Source organism: Streptomyces sp. NPDC054883 (assembly GCF_053610645.1).
The window spans coordinates 12,904-28,175 of the sequence record NZ_JBSGYT010000063.1 but is presented as its reverse complement, the minus strand read 5'-3'; the positions used below and the strand labels follow the sequence as shown (position 1 = coordinate 28,175).

The 15,272-nt window shown below is 72.6% G+C and carries 14 protein-coding genes; 9 read left to right on the top strand and 5 right to left on the bottom strand.

Features of this window, described 5'->3' with window-relative positions:
• Positions 1-57: 57 nt before the first annotated feature.
• The 5 genes from ACWGH1_RS31970 (at position 58) to ACWGH1_RS31950 (ending at position 6,612) form a co-directional block, all read left to right on the top strand.
• The gene (locus ACWGH1_RS31970; protein ID WP_453355975.1) at positions 58-1,401 is read left to right on the top strand and encodes an MFS transporter; all 1,344 of its coding nucleotides are present in this window, start codon (positions 58-60) and stop codon (positions 1,399-1,401) included.
• Positions 1,398-2,702, top strand: a complete 1,305-nt coding sequence (locus tag ACWGH1_RS31965; RefSeq protein WP_453409233.1) for an ATP-grasp domain-containing protein — start codon at positions 1,398-1,400, stop codon at positions 2,700-2,702. Before ACWGH1_RS31970 ends, ACWGH1_RS31965 begins: the two co-directional genes overlap by 4 nt.
• Positions 2,699-4,015 (top strand): ATP-grasp domain-containing protein, encoded by a 1,317-nt coding sequence (locus ACWGH1_RS31960; protein ID WP_453356769.1) that lies wholly within the window; start codon positions 2,699-2,701, stop codon positions 4,013-4,015. Before ACWGH1_RS31965 ends, ACWGH1_RS31960 begins: the two co-directional genes overlap by 4 nt.
• Complete coding sequence (locus ACWGH1_RS31955; protein WP_453356767.1) at positions 4,012-5,283, top strand: ATP-binding protein; 1,272 nt, start codon at positions 4,012-4,014, stop codon at positions 5,281-5,283. The genes ACWGH1_RS31960 and ACWGH1_RS31955 overlap by 4 nt, the downstream gene beginning before the upstream one ends.
• Before the next feature lie 111 nt (positions 5,284-5,394).
• Positions 5,395-6,612 (top strand): phospholipase D-like domain-containing protein, encoded by a 1,218-nt coding sequence (locus ACWGH1_RS31950; protein WP_453409232.1) that lies wholly within the window; start codon positions 5,395-5,397, stop codon positions 6,610-6,612.
• Between the two features lie 37 nt (positions 6,613-6,649).
• Here the strand turns inward: ACWGH1_RS31950 and ACWGH1_RS31945 are convergent, their stop codons facing one another.
• Positions 6,650-6,877 carry a hypothetical protein gene (locus ACWGH1_RS31945; RefSeq protein ID WP_453357774.1) on the bottom strand — a complete coding sequence of 76 codons (228 nt, stop codon included), beginning with the start codon at positions 6,875-6,877 and terminating at the stop codon, positions 6,650-6,652.
• A gap of 193 nt (positions 6,878-7,070) precedes the next feature.
• Between ACWGH1_RS31945 and ACWGH1_RS31940 the strand changes: the two genes are divergently transcribed.
• Positions 7,071-7,670 (top strand): hypothetical protein, encoded by a 600-nt coding sequence (locus tag ACWGH1_RS31940; RefSeq protein WP_453409231.1) that lies wholly within the window; start codon positions 7,071-7,073, stop codon positions 7,668-7,670.
• Here the strand turns inward: ACWGH1_RS31940 and ACWGH1_RS31935 are convergent.
• Positions 7,642-9,123: a cellulose binding domain-containing protein gene (locus ACWGH1_RS31935; protein ID WP_453409230.1), complete on the bottom strand. Its 1,482-nt coding sequence runs from the start codon at positions 9,121-9,123 to the stop codon at positions 7,642-7,644. The genes ACWGH1_RS31940 and ACWGH1_RS31935 overlap by 29 nt on opposite strands.
• 235 nt (positions 9,124-9,358) lie before the next feature.
• Between ACWGH1_RS31935 and ACWGH1_RS31930 the strand changes: the two genes are divergently transcribed.
• Both ACWGH1_RS31930 and ACWGH1_RS31925 read left to right on the top strand, forming a co-directional pair.
• Positions 9,359-9,763, top strand: a complete 405-nt coding sequence (locus tag ACWGH1_RS31930; protein WP_453355424.1) for a VOC family protein — start codon at positions 9,359-9,361, stop codon at positions 9,761-9,763.
• A gap of 118 nt (positions 9,764-9,881) precedes the next feature.
• On the top strand, positions 9,882-10,385 hold the full coding sequence (locus ACWGH1_RS31925) for a hypothetical protein (protein WP_453355423.1): 504 nt from the start codon (positions 9,882-9,884) through the stop codon (positions 10,383-10,385).
• A gap of 27 nt (positions 10,386-10,412) precedes the next feature.
• On the opposite strand, the gene ACWGH1_RS31920 is transcribed toward ACWGH1_RS31925, so the two are convergent.
• The 3 genes from ACWGH1_RS31920 to ACWGH1_RS31910 all read right to left on the bottom strand — a co-directional run bounded on the left by ACWGH1_RS31920 (position 10,413) and on the right by ACWGH1_RS31910 (position 12,571).
• Positions 10,413-11,432 carry a cation diffusion facilitator family transporter gene (locus ACWGH1_RS31920; protein WP_453355422.1) on the bottom strand — a complete coding sequence of 340 codons (1,020 nt, stop codon included), beginning with the start codon at positions 11,430-11,432 and terminating at the stop codon, positions 10,413-10,415.
• Positions 11,429-11,920 carry a hemerythrin domain-containing protein gene (locus ACWGH1_RS31915; protein ID WP_453355421.1) on the bottom strand — a complete coding sequence of 164 codons (492 nt, stop codon included), beginning with the start codon at positions 11,918-11,920 and terminating at the stop codon, positions 11,429-11,431. Before ACWGH1_RS31915 ends, ACWGH1_RS31920 begins: the two co-directional genes overlap by 4 nt.
• Positions 11,921-12,160: 240 nt before the next feature.
• Positions 12,161-12,571, bottom strand: coding sequence for a Fur family transcriptional regulator (locus ACWGH1_RS31910; RefSeq protein WP_453355420.1), 411 nt, complete (start codon positions 12,569-12,571; stop codon positions 12,161-12,163).
• A gap of 395 nt (positions 12,572-12,966) precedes the next feature.
• On the opposite strand from ACWGH1_RS31910, the gene katG reads away from it, so the two are divergent.
• Complete coding sequence (gene katG / locus ACWGH1_RS31905; protein WP_453409229.1) at positions 12,967-15,198, top strand: catalase/peroxidase HPI; 2,232 nt, start codon at positions 12,967-12,969, stop codon at positions 15,196-15,198.
• Positions 15,199-15,272 lie beyond the last annotated feature (74 nt).

Genomic DNA, 15,272 nt, shown 5'->3' with positions numbered 1-15,272 from the left:
CGAGACCGCACCGAGCGGGACCCCGCTCGCCGGACCCGCGCGTGAGGGAGGCGGAGCATGAACTTCCGCGAGCTGCACCCGAACATCAAGCTGAGGCTGGGCGTCGGCTTCGTCCAGCGGCTGCTCGGCATCATGCTGATGCCGCTGATGGTCATCCACCTGGCCGCGCTGTACGGCGCGGCGGCGGCCGGCGTGCTCACCCTGCTGGTGGCGGCCGCGGGCATCGCCAGCAACTTCCTCGGCGGCCACCTCGCCGACGTGTACGGCCGCAAGCCGCTGATGGTCGCGGGCGAGGTCGGGGCCGCGCTCACCTTCGGGCTGCTGGCCCTGGCCAACTCGCCCTGGTGGCAGTCGGGAGCGGTGACCTTCGTCCTCTTCCTGCTCAACACCTGCCTGGCGAGCGCGGCCACCCCGGCCGCCGAGGCGATGATGATCGACGTCTCCACCCCGGAGAACCGGAACTTCGTCTACACGGTCAACTACTGGTCGATCAACCTGGCGTTCACCGCCGGCGCCCTGATCGGCGGCTTCTTCTACGGCGAGCACTTCACCCTGCTGCTGACCGCCGCGGCCGCGCTGTCCGCGGCGACCGCCCTGGTCACCTGGTGGTGGATCGCCGAGAGCGCCCCCGAGTCCGCCAAGGACCAGGCGGCCGGCGTCCCGGCCATGCTCCGCGGCTACCTCGCGGTCTCCCGGGACCGGGTGTTCCTGCGGCTCCTGGCCGCGGCGACGTTCAGCCGGGCCATCGAGGTACAGATCGGCTACTACATCGCCGTCCGGCTCGCGGACGACTTCCCCGAGCAGGCGCTGGCCGGCCTGGACCGCTGGTTCCCCGCGGTCGACGGCGTCGCGATGCTCGGCATCCTGCGGGCCGTCAACACCGCCCTGATCGTCGTGTTCGCGCTCTTCGCGGGCAGCATGTTCCGCCGGCTGCCCGACCGGGTCCGGCTCTACGCGGGCCTCACGGTCTTCACCGCCGGCTACATGGTCCTCGCGGTCAGCAACAGCGGCTGGGTCCTGATCGCCGCCGCGGTCCTGCTGACCGTGGGCGAGATCGCGAACGTCCCGGTCAAGCAGGCACTCCTGGCCGACCTGGTGGATCCGGCCGCCCGCACCAAGTACCTGGCCGCCTACGGCCTCAACGCCCGCATCGGGCTGCTCATCGGCTCCCTCTGCGTGACCGTCGGAGCCTTCCTCTCCCCGGTCGGCATGAGCCTGCTGTACGCGGCCTTCGGCCTCGGCGCCATCCTGGTCTACCGCTCCCTGCTGCCGCTGCGCGAGGCGCGCCAGGCGGCGCAGGCGGCCCCGCAGCAGGACACCGCCGACGCCGCGCAGCACACCGCCGACGCGGAGCCGGCCCGGCCGGTCGTCACGTCGGCCCCGAACGGAGCCACGTCATGAGCTACGCCCCCACCCACACTTCGGCCCCCGGCCGCCTCCTGATGGTGATGCCGTACGAGCAGCTCGTCCGCAAGGCCGTGGAGGCCGGCTTCCGGGTCTGGTCCATCTGGGATCCGGCGCTCCGCCCGGCCGCCTACCTCGACAAGGTCGCGGCCCACTCCGAGGAACTGGCCCTGGTCGACTTCGAGGACGAGGCCGCGCTGCGCGCACTGGTGGCCCGGATGGCCGCGGAGAACGGCATCCAGCACGTCCTGCACCTGGGCAGCGAGTCCAGCATGGCCCCGGTGGTCGCCGAAGCCGAGGCCCTGGGCCTGTCCCCGAACCGCGCCGAGTCCGTCCGGCTGCTCAACGACAAGAACGCGATGCGGCGTCTGCTCAACCGGAGCGGCGTCTCCGTGGTCCGCGCCCGGGAAGCCGAGACGCTCGGCGAAGTGGAGCCGCTGCTGACGGAATTCGGCCTGCCCGCCGTGGTCAAGCCCGCCAACTCGGCGGGCAGCCGCGGGATCGCACTCGTCCGCGCGGCCGCCGACCTCGTGGAGTGGACCGAGCGGGTCAAGTCGGCCGGCATCGAAGGCCCTTACATCATCGAGGACTTCCTGGAGGGCCCGGAGTTCAGCGTCGAGACGCTGACCGTCGGCGGCCGGCACGAGATCGTCGGGATCACGGCCAAGCAGACCAGCGGCCCGCCCGGATTCGTGGAGACCGGGCACGTTCACCCGGCTCCGCTCCCCGCCGCCGACGCGGCCGCGATCCGGTCCACCGTCACCGCCCTGCTCGACCTGACCGGATACGCGTTCGGCCCGGCGCACACGGAGGTGATCCTCACCCCGGCCGGACCGCGCATCGTGGAGTCGCAGGCCCGTCTGGGCGGCGACCGGATCCCGTTGCTCGTGGAGGTGGCCACCGGCCTCGACCTGGAATCGGCGGTCTTCCGGGCCCTGGCCGGCGAGGACGTCAGGACGCCGGCCCCCCGGCGGTACGCCTGCGTCGGCTTCTTCCGACTGCCCGCCGGGCGCCTGGAGTCCGTGGAAGGCCTGGCCGAGCTGGGCGCCGCGGAGCACGTGCACGCCGTGCACTTCCCGTACGGGCCCGGCGACGTCCTGCCGCGCACCACCGACTCCGGTACCCGGCACGGCTACGCCGTCGTCGACGCACCGAGCCCCGCCGAGGCCGCCGAGCGGATCGACGCGGCCTTCGCGGCGCTGCGCACCACGATCACGCCCGGCCCGCCGGACGCGCCCGGGCCGTCCGGCGCACCCGCCACCTCCGACACGCCCAGCACGAAGGAAGCCCTGTCATGAGCGCGAGCACCGCGACGAACGAAGCCGCCACACCAGCGACGCCCGCCGCCGAGCGGACGATGCTGCTGGTCGGCGGAACCGACCAGCACCTCGAACGCGCGAAGGCCCTCGGCGTCCGCGTGGTACTGCTCCAGCACCCCGACAAGATCAGCGCCTTCCAGACCGGCCTGGCCGACGTGCTGCTGATGGTCGACTACACCGAATGGGACACCGTACGGCCGCTGGCCGAGGCGGCCCGCGAGGTCTGGGGCTTCGACGTGATCGTCTCCCTCACCGAGGGCGGTCTCGACATGGCGGCCCGGCTGAACGACCACTTCGGCTTCCCGGGCACCCGGCCGGAGGTGAGCCGCCGGATGCGCAACAAGTACCTGATGCGCCGGCACCTGGCCGAACAGGGCAAGCTGGCCATGCACTGGGGCCGGGTCACCGACCGCGAGTCGCTGGAGGCGTTCGCCCGCGAGGCCGGCTTCCCCTTCATCGTCAAGCCGACGGACGCGACCGCGAGCTTCGGTCTGATCCGGGTCGACGGCGCCGCCGGCCTGCAAGCGGCCTGGGAGCGGATCGAGGAACTGCGCGGCCGGCGCACCGACCGCGGCTCCACCCTGTTCACGGTGCGCGAGTTCCTGATGGAGTCCTACCTCGACGGCCCCGAGTTCAGCGTGGAAGGGTTCAGCTTCGGCGGTCGCCACGTGGTGGTCGCGGTGACCGAGAAGCTCGTCGACGACACGCACTTCGCGGAGCTGGGCCACGCCCTGCCCGCCCGGCTCACTCCCCAGGCGTACGCCCAGGTCACCAGCACGGTCGCGGACTTCCTGGACACCATGGGCGTGACCGACGGCCCGAGCCACACCGAACTGCGTCTGACCTCCCGCGGGCCCGTCGTCATCGAGTCCCACAACCGGGTCGGCGGCGGCCACATCAACGAACTGGTCGAGGCCGCCTACGGGATCGACCTGCTCCGGTACGGCGTCGCCTGGCCGCTGGGCCTCGTGGAGGAGCTGCCCGAGCCCCCGATCGCCCGCGCGGGCGCCTGTACCCGCTTCGTGCTCCGGGACCCCGGAACGGTCACGGCGGTGTCCGGCGTGAAAGAGGTCGCGGCACGGGCGGACGTACTGGCCGTGGAGGTCTCCGTGAGCCCCGGCGACGAGGTCCGACCCCTGCGGGACAACTGGGACCGGCTCGGCTTCGCCGCGGTGACGGCGGCCGACACCGACGCCGCCATCGCCCTCTGCGAACGGCTGACGGCGCAGATCCGGATCGACGTGAGACCGGCGGAGGCGTTCGCCCCGCACGGTGTGGGGGTGGCGGCGTGACCGCGCTCGTACTGCACCGGTTCCCGCTGGAACCCTTCCCGTACGACCGCTGGCTGGCGGAGCTCGACGGCGGCGTGGTGATGATCGCCGCCCGGGACAAGATCGTGGCCGGCCGCGAGCAGGTCCCGGACGGCCCCGGGGGCTACCGTCACCTGGAGATCATCGACACCTTCGACGACGAGGACCTCGTCGACCGGCTCGCCCGTGACCTGATCCAGGAGTACGGGGTCACGCACGTCATCGCGCACCACGAGGCGGACCTGATCCGGGCGGCGACGCTGCGGGAGAAGTTCGGCCTGCCCGGCCAGCTCCCCGCGGAGGTGCTGGCCTTCCGCGACAAGGTCCTGATGAAGCGCGAGCTGGCGGCGGCCGGCATCGCCGTCGCCCCGCACACCCTGCCGGCGACGGCAGACGAGGCGCGGGCCTTCGCGGCGGAGCACGGCCTGCCGCTGGTCTTCAAGGCGCGTGACGGCTTCGGCTCCATCGGGCTGCGGGTCGTACGCACCGGGGAAGAGCTGGAGCAGCAGCTGGCCGAGGCCTTCGCGGCGGGCACGGAGCCCCGCGAGGACCTGCTGCTGGAAGCGTACGTACCGGGCCGGATGTGCCACGTGGACGGGGTGGTGGCGGGCGGTCGTACCGTCATGGCCTGGCCGTCGCAGTACCAGTACGAGCTGTCCTCCTTCCAGGCCGACAGCGGCGCCCGGGTGGACCTCACCCTGGACCCCTCGGACCCGTTGACGCCGCGGCTGCTGGAGCTGGCGGAGCGGGCGCTCGCGGCGCTGGGCGGACCGGCCGACTTCGCCTTCCACGCGGAGGTGTTCCACACGCCCGACGACCGGCTGGTGGTCTGCGAGGTCGCGGCGCGGCCGGCGGGCGCACGCATCCGGGAGGTGCTGACCGCCGTCTTCGGGGTGCACCCGGTGGAGCTGGCGTCGCGGGCGTACGCGGGGCTGCGGCTGCCGGCCCTGGAGCGGCTCGCACAGGGCCGCCCGGACGGCGGCGGCCGGCGGTTGCAGCCGGTCCGGATGGCGGGTCAGGTGCTGATGATGAAGCGGCCGGGGACGGTGCGCGGCATCCCGGTGACGCCGGAGGAGCCGTGGGTGGAGTTCTACGGTGTCTTCGCGGAGCCGGGGGAGGTGCTCGCCGAGGCCGCCCTGTCCTCGGACTTCCTGGCCGCGGCGGTCCTGTCGGCGCCGACGCGGGAGGAGTGCGAGAGGCGCCTGCGGGCCCTGGGGGCCCGGTTCGAGTCGGAAATCTTGATCGACTGAACCGCACCGCCGGTACGGGCCGGCCGGCCCCCGACAGGGGCCGGTGGTCCCCCACCGAAGCACTGTTCGATAAGGTCCGGGGTCGCACGGGACCGATCGAGGAGTGCATGGATGACCAGCGTGGAGCCTTCGGCCCCGGGTGAGACGGCACTGCCGGGTCCGGACCACGGCGGGGACGAGCGGATCCTGCGCATCCGCAGGCGCCTGGAGCGGCTCATCGGCATCGCCGCGACCGAGGGCAACAGTCTGCGTCCGCTGCGCAACGGCGACGAGATATTCGCCGCGATGCTCTCCTCGATCGAGGGGGCCCGCCACACGGTCGACATGATGACGTTCGTCTACTGGCGCGGGGACATCGCCCGCCGCTTCGCCCGGGCCCTGGCCGGCCGCGCCCGGGCGGGCCTGCGGGTACGGCTGCTGCTGGACGGGTTCGGCAGCCGTCTCATCGAGCCCGAGCTCCTGGAGGAGATGGGCGCGGCGGGCGTACAGGTCGCCTGGTTCCGCAAGCCCCTGTACCTGTCCCCGCTCAAGCAGAACCACCGCTGCCACCGCAAGGTGCTGGTGGTGGACGAGCGGACCGCCTTCACCGGCGGTGTCGGCATCGCGCAGGAGTGGTGCGGCGACGCCCGCAACGCACAGGAATGGCGTGACACCCACGTCGAAGTGCGCGGTCCGGCGGTCGACGGCATCGCCGCCGCGTTCGCCCAGAACTGGGCGGAGTGCCATACGGAGCTCTTCGACGACCGGGACCGTTTCGTCGGCCACGAGCCGGCCGGCGGCGCGATCGTGCAGGTGGTGCGCGGGTCGGCCAGCTTCGGCTGGCAGGACATGCAGACCCTGATCCGCGTCGTCCTGGAGTCCGCCGAGGAGCGGGTCCGCCTTGCCACGGCGTACTTCGCGCCCGACACGTACTTCGTCGACCTGCTGTGCGCGACGGCACGCCGCGGCGTGGCGGTCCAGATCCTGCTGCCCGGCCCGCACACCGACAAGCGGGTGTGCCGGCTGGCGGGTCAGCGCTACTACGAGGCGCTGACCGCCAGCGGCGTGGAGGTCTTCGAGTACCAGCCGACCATGATGCACGCGAAGGTCATCACCATGGACGGCGTCGTCTCACTGATCGGCTCCACCAACTTCAACCGGCGCTCCCTCGACCACGACGAGGAGGTGATGCTCGCCGTCATGGACCGGAGCTTCACCGCCGTTCTCGACTCGCACTACGACACCGACCTCAAGGTCAGTGATCCCATCCGGACCGGCAGGTGGAAGAACCGCTCACTGGTGCAGCGCGCCCGCGAAGCCGGCGTCGTGCCGATCCGCCGCTTCCTCTGAGGGAGCGGGGGCACGACGGGCGGCGGGCGGAGCGCGGTCAGCGCGAGTCGGAGTCGTCGGATTCCGCGTGGGCGCGGGAGCGGCGCTGGGCGCCGGGGCTCGGGGAGAGTGCGTCGGCCGCCTCTCCCGGCTCGCCGTCGGCGACCTCGTCCTGCGGACCGCGCTCGGCCCGTTCGGCTTCCCGTCGTGCCTCCTCGTCACCGGCCTCACCCGGAGCGTGGGACGGGGTGGTGCGCGGCGGCTCGTTCCGTTCGCGGTCGGTCATCGTCGGGTTCCTTTCCTCTCCGCCGGCCGGCGAAGGCGCCGACAGGCGTAACCCCGCCTACCCGGTCGCAGGGATCCCAAGCAGGGCAGAGGGGCGGCAGGACCGCGGCGCCGCGGTCGGGCACTGCCCTGATCGGGCGACCCGGCGGAACGGCTCGCCCGCGGCCCCGGCGGGCCGCCCTACGGTGGGCGCCATGGACGACGCGGTCCCCGTACCCCCGCCGGCCGAGAAGGAGGCGGAGCGGGCCGTCCTGATCGCGTCCCAGCTCAAGGAGCGCCTGTACGCGACGATCACCATGATCGCGGTGGTGGTGGGACTGGCGTACTCCGGCCACGGCACCCCGGGAGGCGTGGCCGTATCGGTGGCGGGGACGGCGGTGGGACTGTGGCTGGCCACCTTGGTGGCGGACTGGCAGGCGCACCGGGTGGTGCACGGGCGCGGTTCCGGGGAGCGGTGGCTGCGCGAGACGCTGTTCGTCTCCACTCCGCTGCTGCTGTCGGCCGCGGGCCCGCTGCTCATGATCCTGCTGTCCGCCCTCGGCGTGGTGGCGCTGCACACGGCACTGCTCGCCGCGGCCGCGGTGGACGTGTGGGTGCTGTTCGGGTGGGGGTGGTACGGCGGGCGCCCTGCTGGCGGGCGTCGCGTACGCGGCGATCGGCACCGCGGTCGCCCTGGTCAAAGTGGCCGGCCACTGAACCCGGTGCGGCGGGGGCCCGCGGCGGGCCGCGCTCCGCGCGGTGCGGTCCGCCGCGGGCCGGCAGGGGTCAGCCGCGGGCCGCGAAGGCCTTCGTGAAGGCGAGCGGCGCCTGGAGGACGGACGAGCAGGTCGGGTCGGCGTAGTTCTTGGCGCCGCCGGCGCACTGCCCGTCCCGGGCCCCGGACCACATCGCGAGCCGGCCGAGGCCCTTGGTGCGGGCGAACGCCGCCAGCTGCGCGGCGTCCTCTACGGTGAAGACCTCGACGGCGACGTCGTTGACGCCGATCATCGGCGTCACCGCCACCGTCTTCCACGCGGCGGCGTCGGAGAGGCCGAGGACGCCCTTGATCTGCGCCTGGGTCGCGGTCGCCGCCTGGATGGCGTAGCCGCCCATGTCCCCGGCGTACGCGGGCCCGTAGTCCATCGCCATGATGTTGACGGCGGCGATCGCCACTCCGTTGCGGCGGGCGTCGGCGAGCAGGTCCAGCCCTGCCTGGGTGAGGCCCTCGGGCATCACCGGGAGGGTGAAGGAGACGTCGAGCCCGGGGTGGGTCTTCTGGAGCTGGGCGATGGCCTGCGCCCGGCGGGTGTTCGCGGCGGTGTCGGGCAGGGCCCCGCCCTCGATGTCGAAGTCGGCCTTCGTCAGCCCGTACGCGTCGATGACCTTGCCGTAGGCGGCCGCGAGACTGCCGGCGGAGTCGCACGCCAGGGCCAGCTCGGACCCGGCGGCTCCGCCGAACGACACCCGTACGTCACCGCCCTTGGCCCGCAGGGCGGGGAGCTGGGAGGCGACCCGGTCGGCGCCGAGCGCGGTGGTCCCGCCCCAGAGCGGGGTACAGCCGCCGCCGGAGGTGACGAAGGCGAGGTTGAACTCCTTGACGCCGGTCTTCGCGGCGGTGTCCAGCAGGTCGTAGGCCGGATAGAGCGAGGTGTCCACGTAGGGCGCGAATCCGGCCGAGGCGGTGCTCCCGCCGCCCGGGGCGCCGGTGGGGGCCGGCCTGGACGGGGCCGGCACGGTGGGCTTGGTGGTGGGCTCGGTGGACGGGGCCGGTGTCGGCGCGGCGGTGGGGGACGTGGTCGGCCGCCCGCTGGGCGCGGGAGTCGGGCCGGTGCCCGGGGAGCACTTCTCCTTGTTGATGAGGCAGCCGGTGGGGTTGCCGGCGCCACCGGTCGCGGAGGTGACGAACCCGATGGTCACGGAGGCGCCGGGGGCGAGGCCCGCGGAGTCCCAGCGGGGCGGCTTGACCGTCACGTGCCGGCCGCTGACGCTCTGTTCGCCGTTCCAGAGGGAGGCGAGGGCCGTGCCGGCGGGCAGGTCGAATTCGAGGGTCCAGTCCCGCAGCGCCGCGCCGGTCCGGTTGGTGATGACGTACTGCCCGGTGTAACCGGTGGCCCAGCTGCTCGACTTGGTGAACGCCGCGCCCACGGAGGCCGCTTGGGCGGTACCGGTCAGTGCGACGGCGGCGCCGCCGACGGCCGCCGCGACGGCGAGGGCCGCTGCCGCCTTCGTCTTGGTGCTCGTGGTGCGGCGGTGGGAGTTGCCAGCCATGGAGGACCTGCTTCTGCGTGTGGGATGGGGGATGGCCAGCACGCTAGCGACCACGAAACGGACAAATGTGCGCTTCGGTCCTTCGGTCGGAGACCTTGAGGCGGGCTTAAGGAAGAGATCGGAAGACGTTAATGACCCGGGTGTCGGTGGCGGCTGGGAGGATCACCGGCATGACGCCTTTGCTCCTCACCGACAGCCTCCGCCGGCCGTTCGAGCACCCCCGGGAAGTGACCGGATGAGCCGGCCGGCGCACGGCGCGCTGCACCACGTGGAGATCTGGGTGCCCGACCTCGGCCGCGCCGTGGACGCGTTCGGCTGGCTGCTGGAGACGCTGGGCTATGCGCCGTTCCAGAGCTGGAGCAACGGCAGGAGCTGGCGGCTGGGCCCGGTCTACCTCGTCTTCGAAGAGTCGCCGGCCCGCACCGCCGTCCACCACGACCGCCGCCGCCCCGGGCTGAACCATCTGGCGTTCCACGTCGAGGACGCCGCCACGGTCGAGGCGTTGGCCGCCGAGGCGGTGCGGCACGGCTGGCGCCTGATGTTCGGGGACCGGCACCCCCACGCCGGTGGCGCGGGGCACTACGCGGCGTACTTGGAGAACGAGGACGGCTTCGAGGTCGAACTCGTCGCGCTCCCCTGACCCGGGCCGTCGGGGCGGCGCCCGGAAGGGATCGGAGGTCACCCGGATGCGGGGTCCGCTCACATGAGGGAAGCTGGCAGGGCGTACTCCGACGGGAGACGACGGGCGAGGAGGCCTCGTGGACGGTTCAGGAGAAGGCCGGCGCGCCCCCGCGCCCCGGGCCGGCGTGCGGTGGGCCGGACCGCGGACGGCCGGGCTGCTCTGTGCGGCGGCGGCCCTCGCGGCGACCGCCGTTCCGGCCTCGGCGCGGACCGCGCCCACGGTGACGAGCGACCCGCCGGCCGATCCGGTGGTGGTCGTCGACTGCTTCTCCAAGGCCCAGGTGCGCCCCGAGGAGTACCTGCTGGCCTGTGGCGACGGCAACAACAACCTGGTCCGGCTGCGGTGGGAGTCCTGGGGCCCGCGGACCGCGACGGCCACCGGAACCGACATGGTGAACGACTGCCTCCCCTACTGCGCGGCGGGCCGTTTCCACGCCTATCCCGTGACCGTGACCCTCAGCAAGCCGCAGCCGTGGCCCGGTCGCCCCGGCGTCCAGCGCTTCACCACCATCCGGCTCCTGTACACCCACACCGTGCCGTCCCCGGTCCCCAAGGACGTGACCATCAAGCTCGTCTACTGAACCGGCCCGCGGGCGGGCGCCCCGGCGTCAGGGCCGGGGGCGGGGGATTGCGCCCGTGCGGCGGGCCGACGCGGCGTCCGTGACGTCGAGGAACACCTGGTCCAGTTCGGGCCAGCGTTCCTTCAGCTCGGTGCGGATGCGGACCATCGCGTCCTCGACGGTCTCGCTGTCGTAGCCGGCCGTCAGGTCGATGCCGGCGGCCAGCAGCGCCGAGTCGGGCCCGAGGCGCATGGTCAGCAGGGAGGTGACCGAATCGATCTCCGCCTGGCGTTCGAGCAGCGCGCGGATCTCGTCCTGCAGGCCGGGGTCGACCGCCTCGCCGATCAACTGGGTCCGGGCCTGTTTGCCGAGCACGTAGGCGACGTACACGAGGAGGATGCCGATGAGGATGGAGGCGCACGCCTCGAACGCCACCTCACCCGTCGCCATGTGCAGCGCCATCCCCGCCATGGCGAGGACCACGCCCAGGCAGGCCGTGCTGTCCTCCGCCAGGACGGTGCGCAGCGCGGGATCCCGCCCGGCGCGCACCTCCGCCGCCAGGCCGCGGCCGGCCGCGCGGGCCGCGCGGCGTACCTGGAGGACGGCCCGCAGCAGCGAGACGCTCTCGGCGAGGAGTGCCACGAAGAGCACGATCAGGCCGATCACGTAGCCGCTGTGCGATTCGCCGCCGCCGGACCGGAATGCCTCCACTCCCTGGAAGGCCGAGAAGCAGCCACCCGTGACGAAGATGCCGACGGCGGCGAGCAGCGACCAGAAGAACCGTTCCTTGCCGTAGCCGAACGGGTGGCGCGTGTCGGCGGGACGCCTGCTGCGCTTGACCGACGCCAGCAGGAAGACCTCGTTGATGGAGTCGGCCACCGAGTGCGCCGCCTCCGACAGCAGGGCCGGTGAGCCGGCGATGACGCCGCCGATGGCCTTGGCCACGCAGATGGCGAGGTTCGCCGCGAGGGCCACCCATACGGTGAGCCGCGTCTCGCCGTCCTGGCCGGAGGTCTTTCCCGCCGGGTGCCCGGCCCCGCTCGCGGGCGCGGTCCCCTGAGCGCTCATCCCCGTACCACGGCGCGCACGTTCTCGACGCTGCCGCAGTCCGCGGCGAGCTGCCGCTCGCGTTCGTGCAGGAACGCCGCCGCCAGCTCGGCGCGCCGGTCGTCGGGCACGCTCTCCCGGGCGCCGTTGAGGATCGTCCGCTCCTCCTCGTCGATGTGGTGCGACACCGCCTTCGCCAGGTCCTCCAGACGCGCGTCCCACTCGTCCGAGCCGACCTCGGACACTTCGAGCAGCGCCAGCAGGGCTTCGTTCCCCTCGGCGTGCTCCTCGGAGCCGTGCTCCACCTCTTCGTCGTCGACTCCCTTGAACCGCTTGAGAGCGACGTAGACCTCCGCCTCCTCGGCCTCGCCGTGGGCGATGAGCAGCGCGGCGAACTCGCGCAGCGCCGCCGCCCGGTCCGCCTCCACGCTCCGCATCCGACGGAAGAGGTCCTCCATGCGCCGGTGGTCCTCAAGGATCACCGCGACGACGTCCTGCTCCACAGCCATGGTCCACTCCTGCTCGTTCCGCGCCGCGCCGCCCGGGCGGTGGGCAGCCGCCGGGGCCCCTTCCACCTGCCCGGGCGCGGCCGCTCGCCTGCGCTCGGTCCCCTTCGGAGGTGCTCGCTGCGGCGGAATTCAAACGTGGTGGGCACGGGCCGGACCGGCGGCCCGCCCCCCCCCACGTCGGGTCACCGCCCGTGCGGCCGCCGGCCCGTCGCAGGCGCAAGGAGCAGGCGTCTCGGACGTTCAGGAACAGTCCGGGCAGAGGCCGCGGTAGGTGACCACCACGCCGGAGACGGTGAAGCCGAAGCGCTCGTCGGCCGGGAGGCGGGACAGCGGATCGCCGGCCGGGTGGACGTCGCGGATGAGTCCGCAGCCGGAGCAGACCAAGTGCTGGTGCGGACGGCGGGCGTTGGGGTCGTAGCGTTTGGCACGGCCGTCGGTGGAGACCTCGACCACCTCGCCCAGGGAGACCAGTTCACCCAGGGCGTTGTAGACCGTCGCCCGGGAGATCTCCGGCAGCAGCCGTACCGCGCGGGCGTGCACCTCGTCGGCCGTGAGGTGTACGTGCTCACCGTCGAGGACCTCCGCAACGACCCGCCGCTGGGCGGTCATTCGCCAGCCGCGTGCGCGCAGGCGCTCCAGCAGGTCACTCATCTCGGCTCACCTCTTCTGGTCCGGTCTTCCGGTCCGGCGGGACCTCTCGAACTCCACTCGTGAACGCGCGGAATCCGGTTCGATACGGGCTTGGTGTGCTTCTTGACTTGGATTGCGTCCATCGTAGGATCGGTTCCGTTGATAGCCAAGGGACACGAAGATTCCACAGCGGCAGGAGACGGAGCGTGAGCGGCCACCGCCGAGGCACCGCGCGGTGCCGTCGGGCGGGTGGCGGCGGCCCCGCGTCCCGCTGCCCGAGACCGTCCGGGACGGTGACCACCTCGGCGCCGAGGCGACCGACGAGGCCTAGGCCAGCTACTGGGGGCCCGTGCCCCGCTTGATCCACCGCATGCAGAACCTGAGCACCACGATCCGCCTGGTCCGGAAGGATTCCCATGTCTGAGAACCATGATGCAATCGTCGTAGACGCCAAAACGGAGGGCTCCGGCGGCTGTCCCGTCGCCCACGAGCGCGCCCCGCACCCCACGCAGGGCGGCGGAAACCGCCAGTGGTGGCCGGAACGCCTCAACTTGAAGATCCTGGCCAAGAACCCCGCCGTGGCCAACCCGCTCGGCGAGGACTTCGACTACGCCGAGGCCTTCAAGTCCCTCGACCTCCCCGCCGTGAAGCAGGACATCGCCGAGGTGCTGACGACCTCGCAGGACTGGTGGCCCGCCGACTTCGGCCACTACGGCCCCTTCATGGTCCGCATGGCCTGGCACAGCGCGGGCACCTACCGCATCAGCGACGGCCGCGGCGGCGCCGGAGCCGGGCAGCAGCGCTTCGCCCCGCTCAACAGCTGGCCGGACAACGGCAACCTCGACAAGGCCCGGCGCCTGCTGTGGCCGGTCAAGAAGAAGTACGGCCAGAGCCTCTCCTGGGCCGACCTCATGATCCTCGCCGGCAACGTCGCCCTGGAATCCATGGGCTTCGATACCTTCGGCTTCGGCGGCGGCCGCGCGGACGTCTGGGAGCCCGACGAGGACGTGTACTGGGGTCCGGAGACCACCTGGCTCGGCGACGAGCGCTACACCGGCGACCGGGACCTGGAGAGCCCGCTCGGCGCGGTCCAGATGGGCCTGATCTACGTCAACCCCGAGGGTCCCAACGGCAATCCGGACCCGCTCGCCGCGGCCCGCGACATCCGTGAGACGTTCCGCCGGATGGCGATGAACGACGAGGAGACGGTCGCCCTGATCGCGGGCGGGCACACCTTCGGCAAGACCCACGGCGCCGGCCCGGCGGACAACGTCGGACCCGACCCGGAGGCCGCGCCGCTGGAGGCGCAGGGCCTGGGCTGGAGCAACGCCTTCGGTACCGGCAAGGGCGGCGACGCCATCACCAGCGGCCTCGAGGGCATCTGGACGAACACCCCGATCACCTGGGACAACAGCTTCTTCGAGATCCTGTTCGGCTACGAGTGGGAGCTCTTCAAGAGCCCTGCCGGCGCGCACCAGTGGCGGCCGAAGGACGGCGCCGGGGCCGGTACCGTGCCCGACGCGCACGACTCCGCCAAGAGCCACGCGCCGACGATGCTGACGACCGACCTCTCGCTCCGCTTCGACCCGGCCTACGAGCAGATCTCCCGGCGTTTCCTGGAGAACCCGGCCGAGTTCGCGGACGCGTTCGCCCGCGCCTGGTTCAAGCTGACCCACCGTGACATGGGCCCGATCGTGCGCTACCTCGGCCCGGAGGTCCCGTCCGAGACGCTGGTGTGGCAGGACCCGCTGCCCGCGCTGACGCACGAGCTCGTCGACCCGGCGGACGTCGCCTCCCTCAAGGAGCAGGTCCTCGCCTCCGGCCTGTCGGTGTCCGAGCTCGTCTCCACCGCATGGGCCGCGGCCTCCTCCTTCCGCGGCAGCGACAAGCGCGGTGGCGCCAACGGCGCGCGCGTCCGCCTCCAGCCGCAGAGCGGGTGGGAGGTCAACGAGCCCGACCGGCTGGCGGCGGTGCTGCGCACGCTGACCGGGATCCAGGAGTCCTTCGACGCGGCGCAGACCGGAGGCAAGCGGATCTCGCTCGCCGACCTGATCGTGCTCGCGGGCGCCGCCGGCGTCGAGAAGGCCGCCAAGGACGCCGGCTTCGACGTCCAGGTGCCCTTCACCCCCGGCCGGGTGGACGCCTCCCAGGAGCAGACCGACGTCGAGTCGTTCGCCGCGCTGGAGCCGGCCGCGGACGGGTTCCGCAACTACCTCGGGAAGGGCAACCGGCTCCCGGCCGAGTACCTGCTCATCGACCGGGCCAACCTGCTGAACCTGAGCGCCCCCGAGATGACGGCCCTCGTCGGTGGTCTGCGCGTGCTGGGTGCGAACCACCAGCAGTCGCCGCTCGGTGTGCTCACCACGGCCCCCGGGAAGCTGACGAACGACTTCTTCGTCAACCTGCTCGACCTGGGCACGACGTGGACGGCGACGTCCGAGGACGCGAACGCCTTCGAGGGCCGCGACGCCGCCACCGGCGAGGTCAAGTGGACCGGCAGCCGTGCCGACCTCGTCTTCGGTTCCAACTCCGAGCTGCGCGCCCTCGCCGAGGTCTACGCGAGCGACGACGCGAAGGAGAAGTTCGTCAAGGACTTCGTGGCCGCGTGGGACAAGGTCATGAACCTGGACCGGTTCGACCTCGTCTGACCGCCCTGTCAGGGCCGGCCCGTGACGGGCCGGCCCTGACGTGTGCCCGGGGCGGCGCGCCCTTACGGTGGAAC

What these genes read in the sequence shown, in the direction of transcription:
- ACWGH1_RS31970 (WP_453355975.1), top strand. Translation starts at nt 58, where the DNA reads ATGAACTTCCGCGAGCTGCACCCGAACATCAAGCTGAGGCTGGGCGTC.
- ACWGH1_RS31965 (WP_453409233.1), top strand. Translation starts at nt 1,398, where the DNA reads ATGAGCTACGCCCCCACCCACACTTCGGCCCCCGGCCGCCTCCTGATG.
- ACWGH1_RS31960 (WP_453356769.1), top strand. Translation starts at nt 2,699, where the DNA reads ATGAGCGCGAGCACCGCGACGAACGAAGCCGCCACACCAGCGACGCCC.
- ACWGH1_RS31950 (WP_453409232.1), top strand. Translation starts at nt 5,395, where the DNA reads ATGACCAGCGTGGAGCCTTCGGCCCCGGGTGAGACGGCACTGCCGGGT.
- ACWGH1_RS31945 (WP_453357774.1), bottom strand. Translation starts at nt 6,877, where the DNA reads ATGACCGACCGCGAACGGAACGAGCCGCCGCGCACCACCCCGTCCCAC.
- ACWGH1_RS31940 (WP_453409231.1), top strand. Translation starts at nt 7,071, where the DNA reads ATGGACGACGCGGTCCCCGTACCCCCGCCGGCCGAGAAGGAGGCGGAG.
- ACWGH1_RS31935 (WP_453409230.1), bottom strand. Translation starts at nt 9,123, where the DNA reads ATGGCTGGCAACTCCCACCGCCGCACCACGAGCACCAAGACGAAGGCG.
- ACWGH1_RS31930 (WP_453355424.1), top strand. Translation starts at nt 9,359, where the DNA reads ATGAGCCGGCCGGCGCACGGCGCGCTGCACCACGTGGAGATCTGGGTG.
- ACWGH1_RS31920 (WP_453355422.1), bottom strand. Translation starts at nt 11,432, where the DNA reads ATGAGCGCTCAGGGGACCGCGCCCGCGAGCGGGGCCGGGCACCCGGCG.
- ACWGH1_RS31915 (WP_453355421.1), bottom strand. Translation starts at nt 11,920, where the DNA reads ATGGCTGTGGAGCAGGACGTCGTCGCGGTGATCCTTGAGGACCACCGG.
- ACWGH1_RS31910 (WP_453355420.1), bottom strand. Translation starts at nt 12,571, where the DNA reads ATGAGTGACCTGCTGGAGCGCCTGCGCGCACGCGGCTGGCGAATGACC.
- katG (WP_453409229.1), top strand. Translation starts at nt 12,967, where the DNA reads ATGTCTGAGAACCATGATGCAATCGTCGTAGACGCCAAAACGGAGGGC.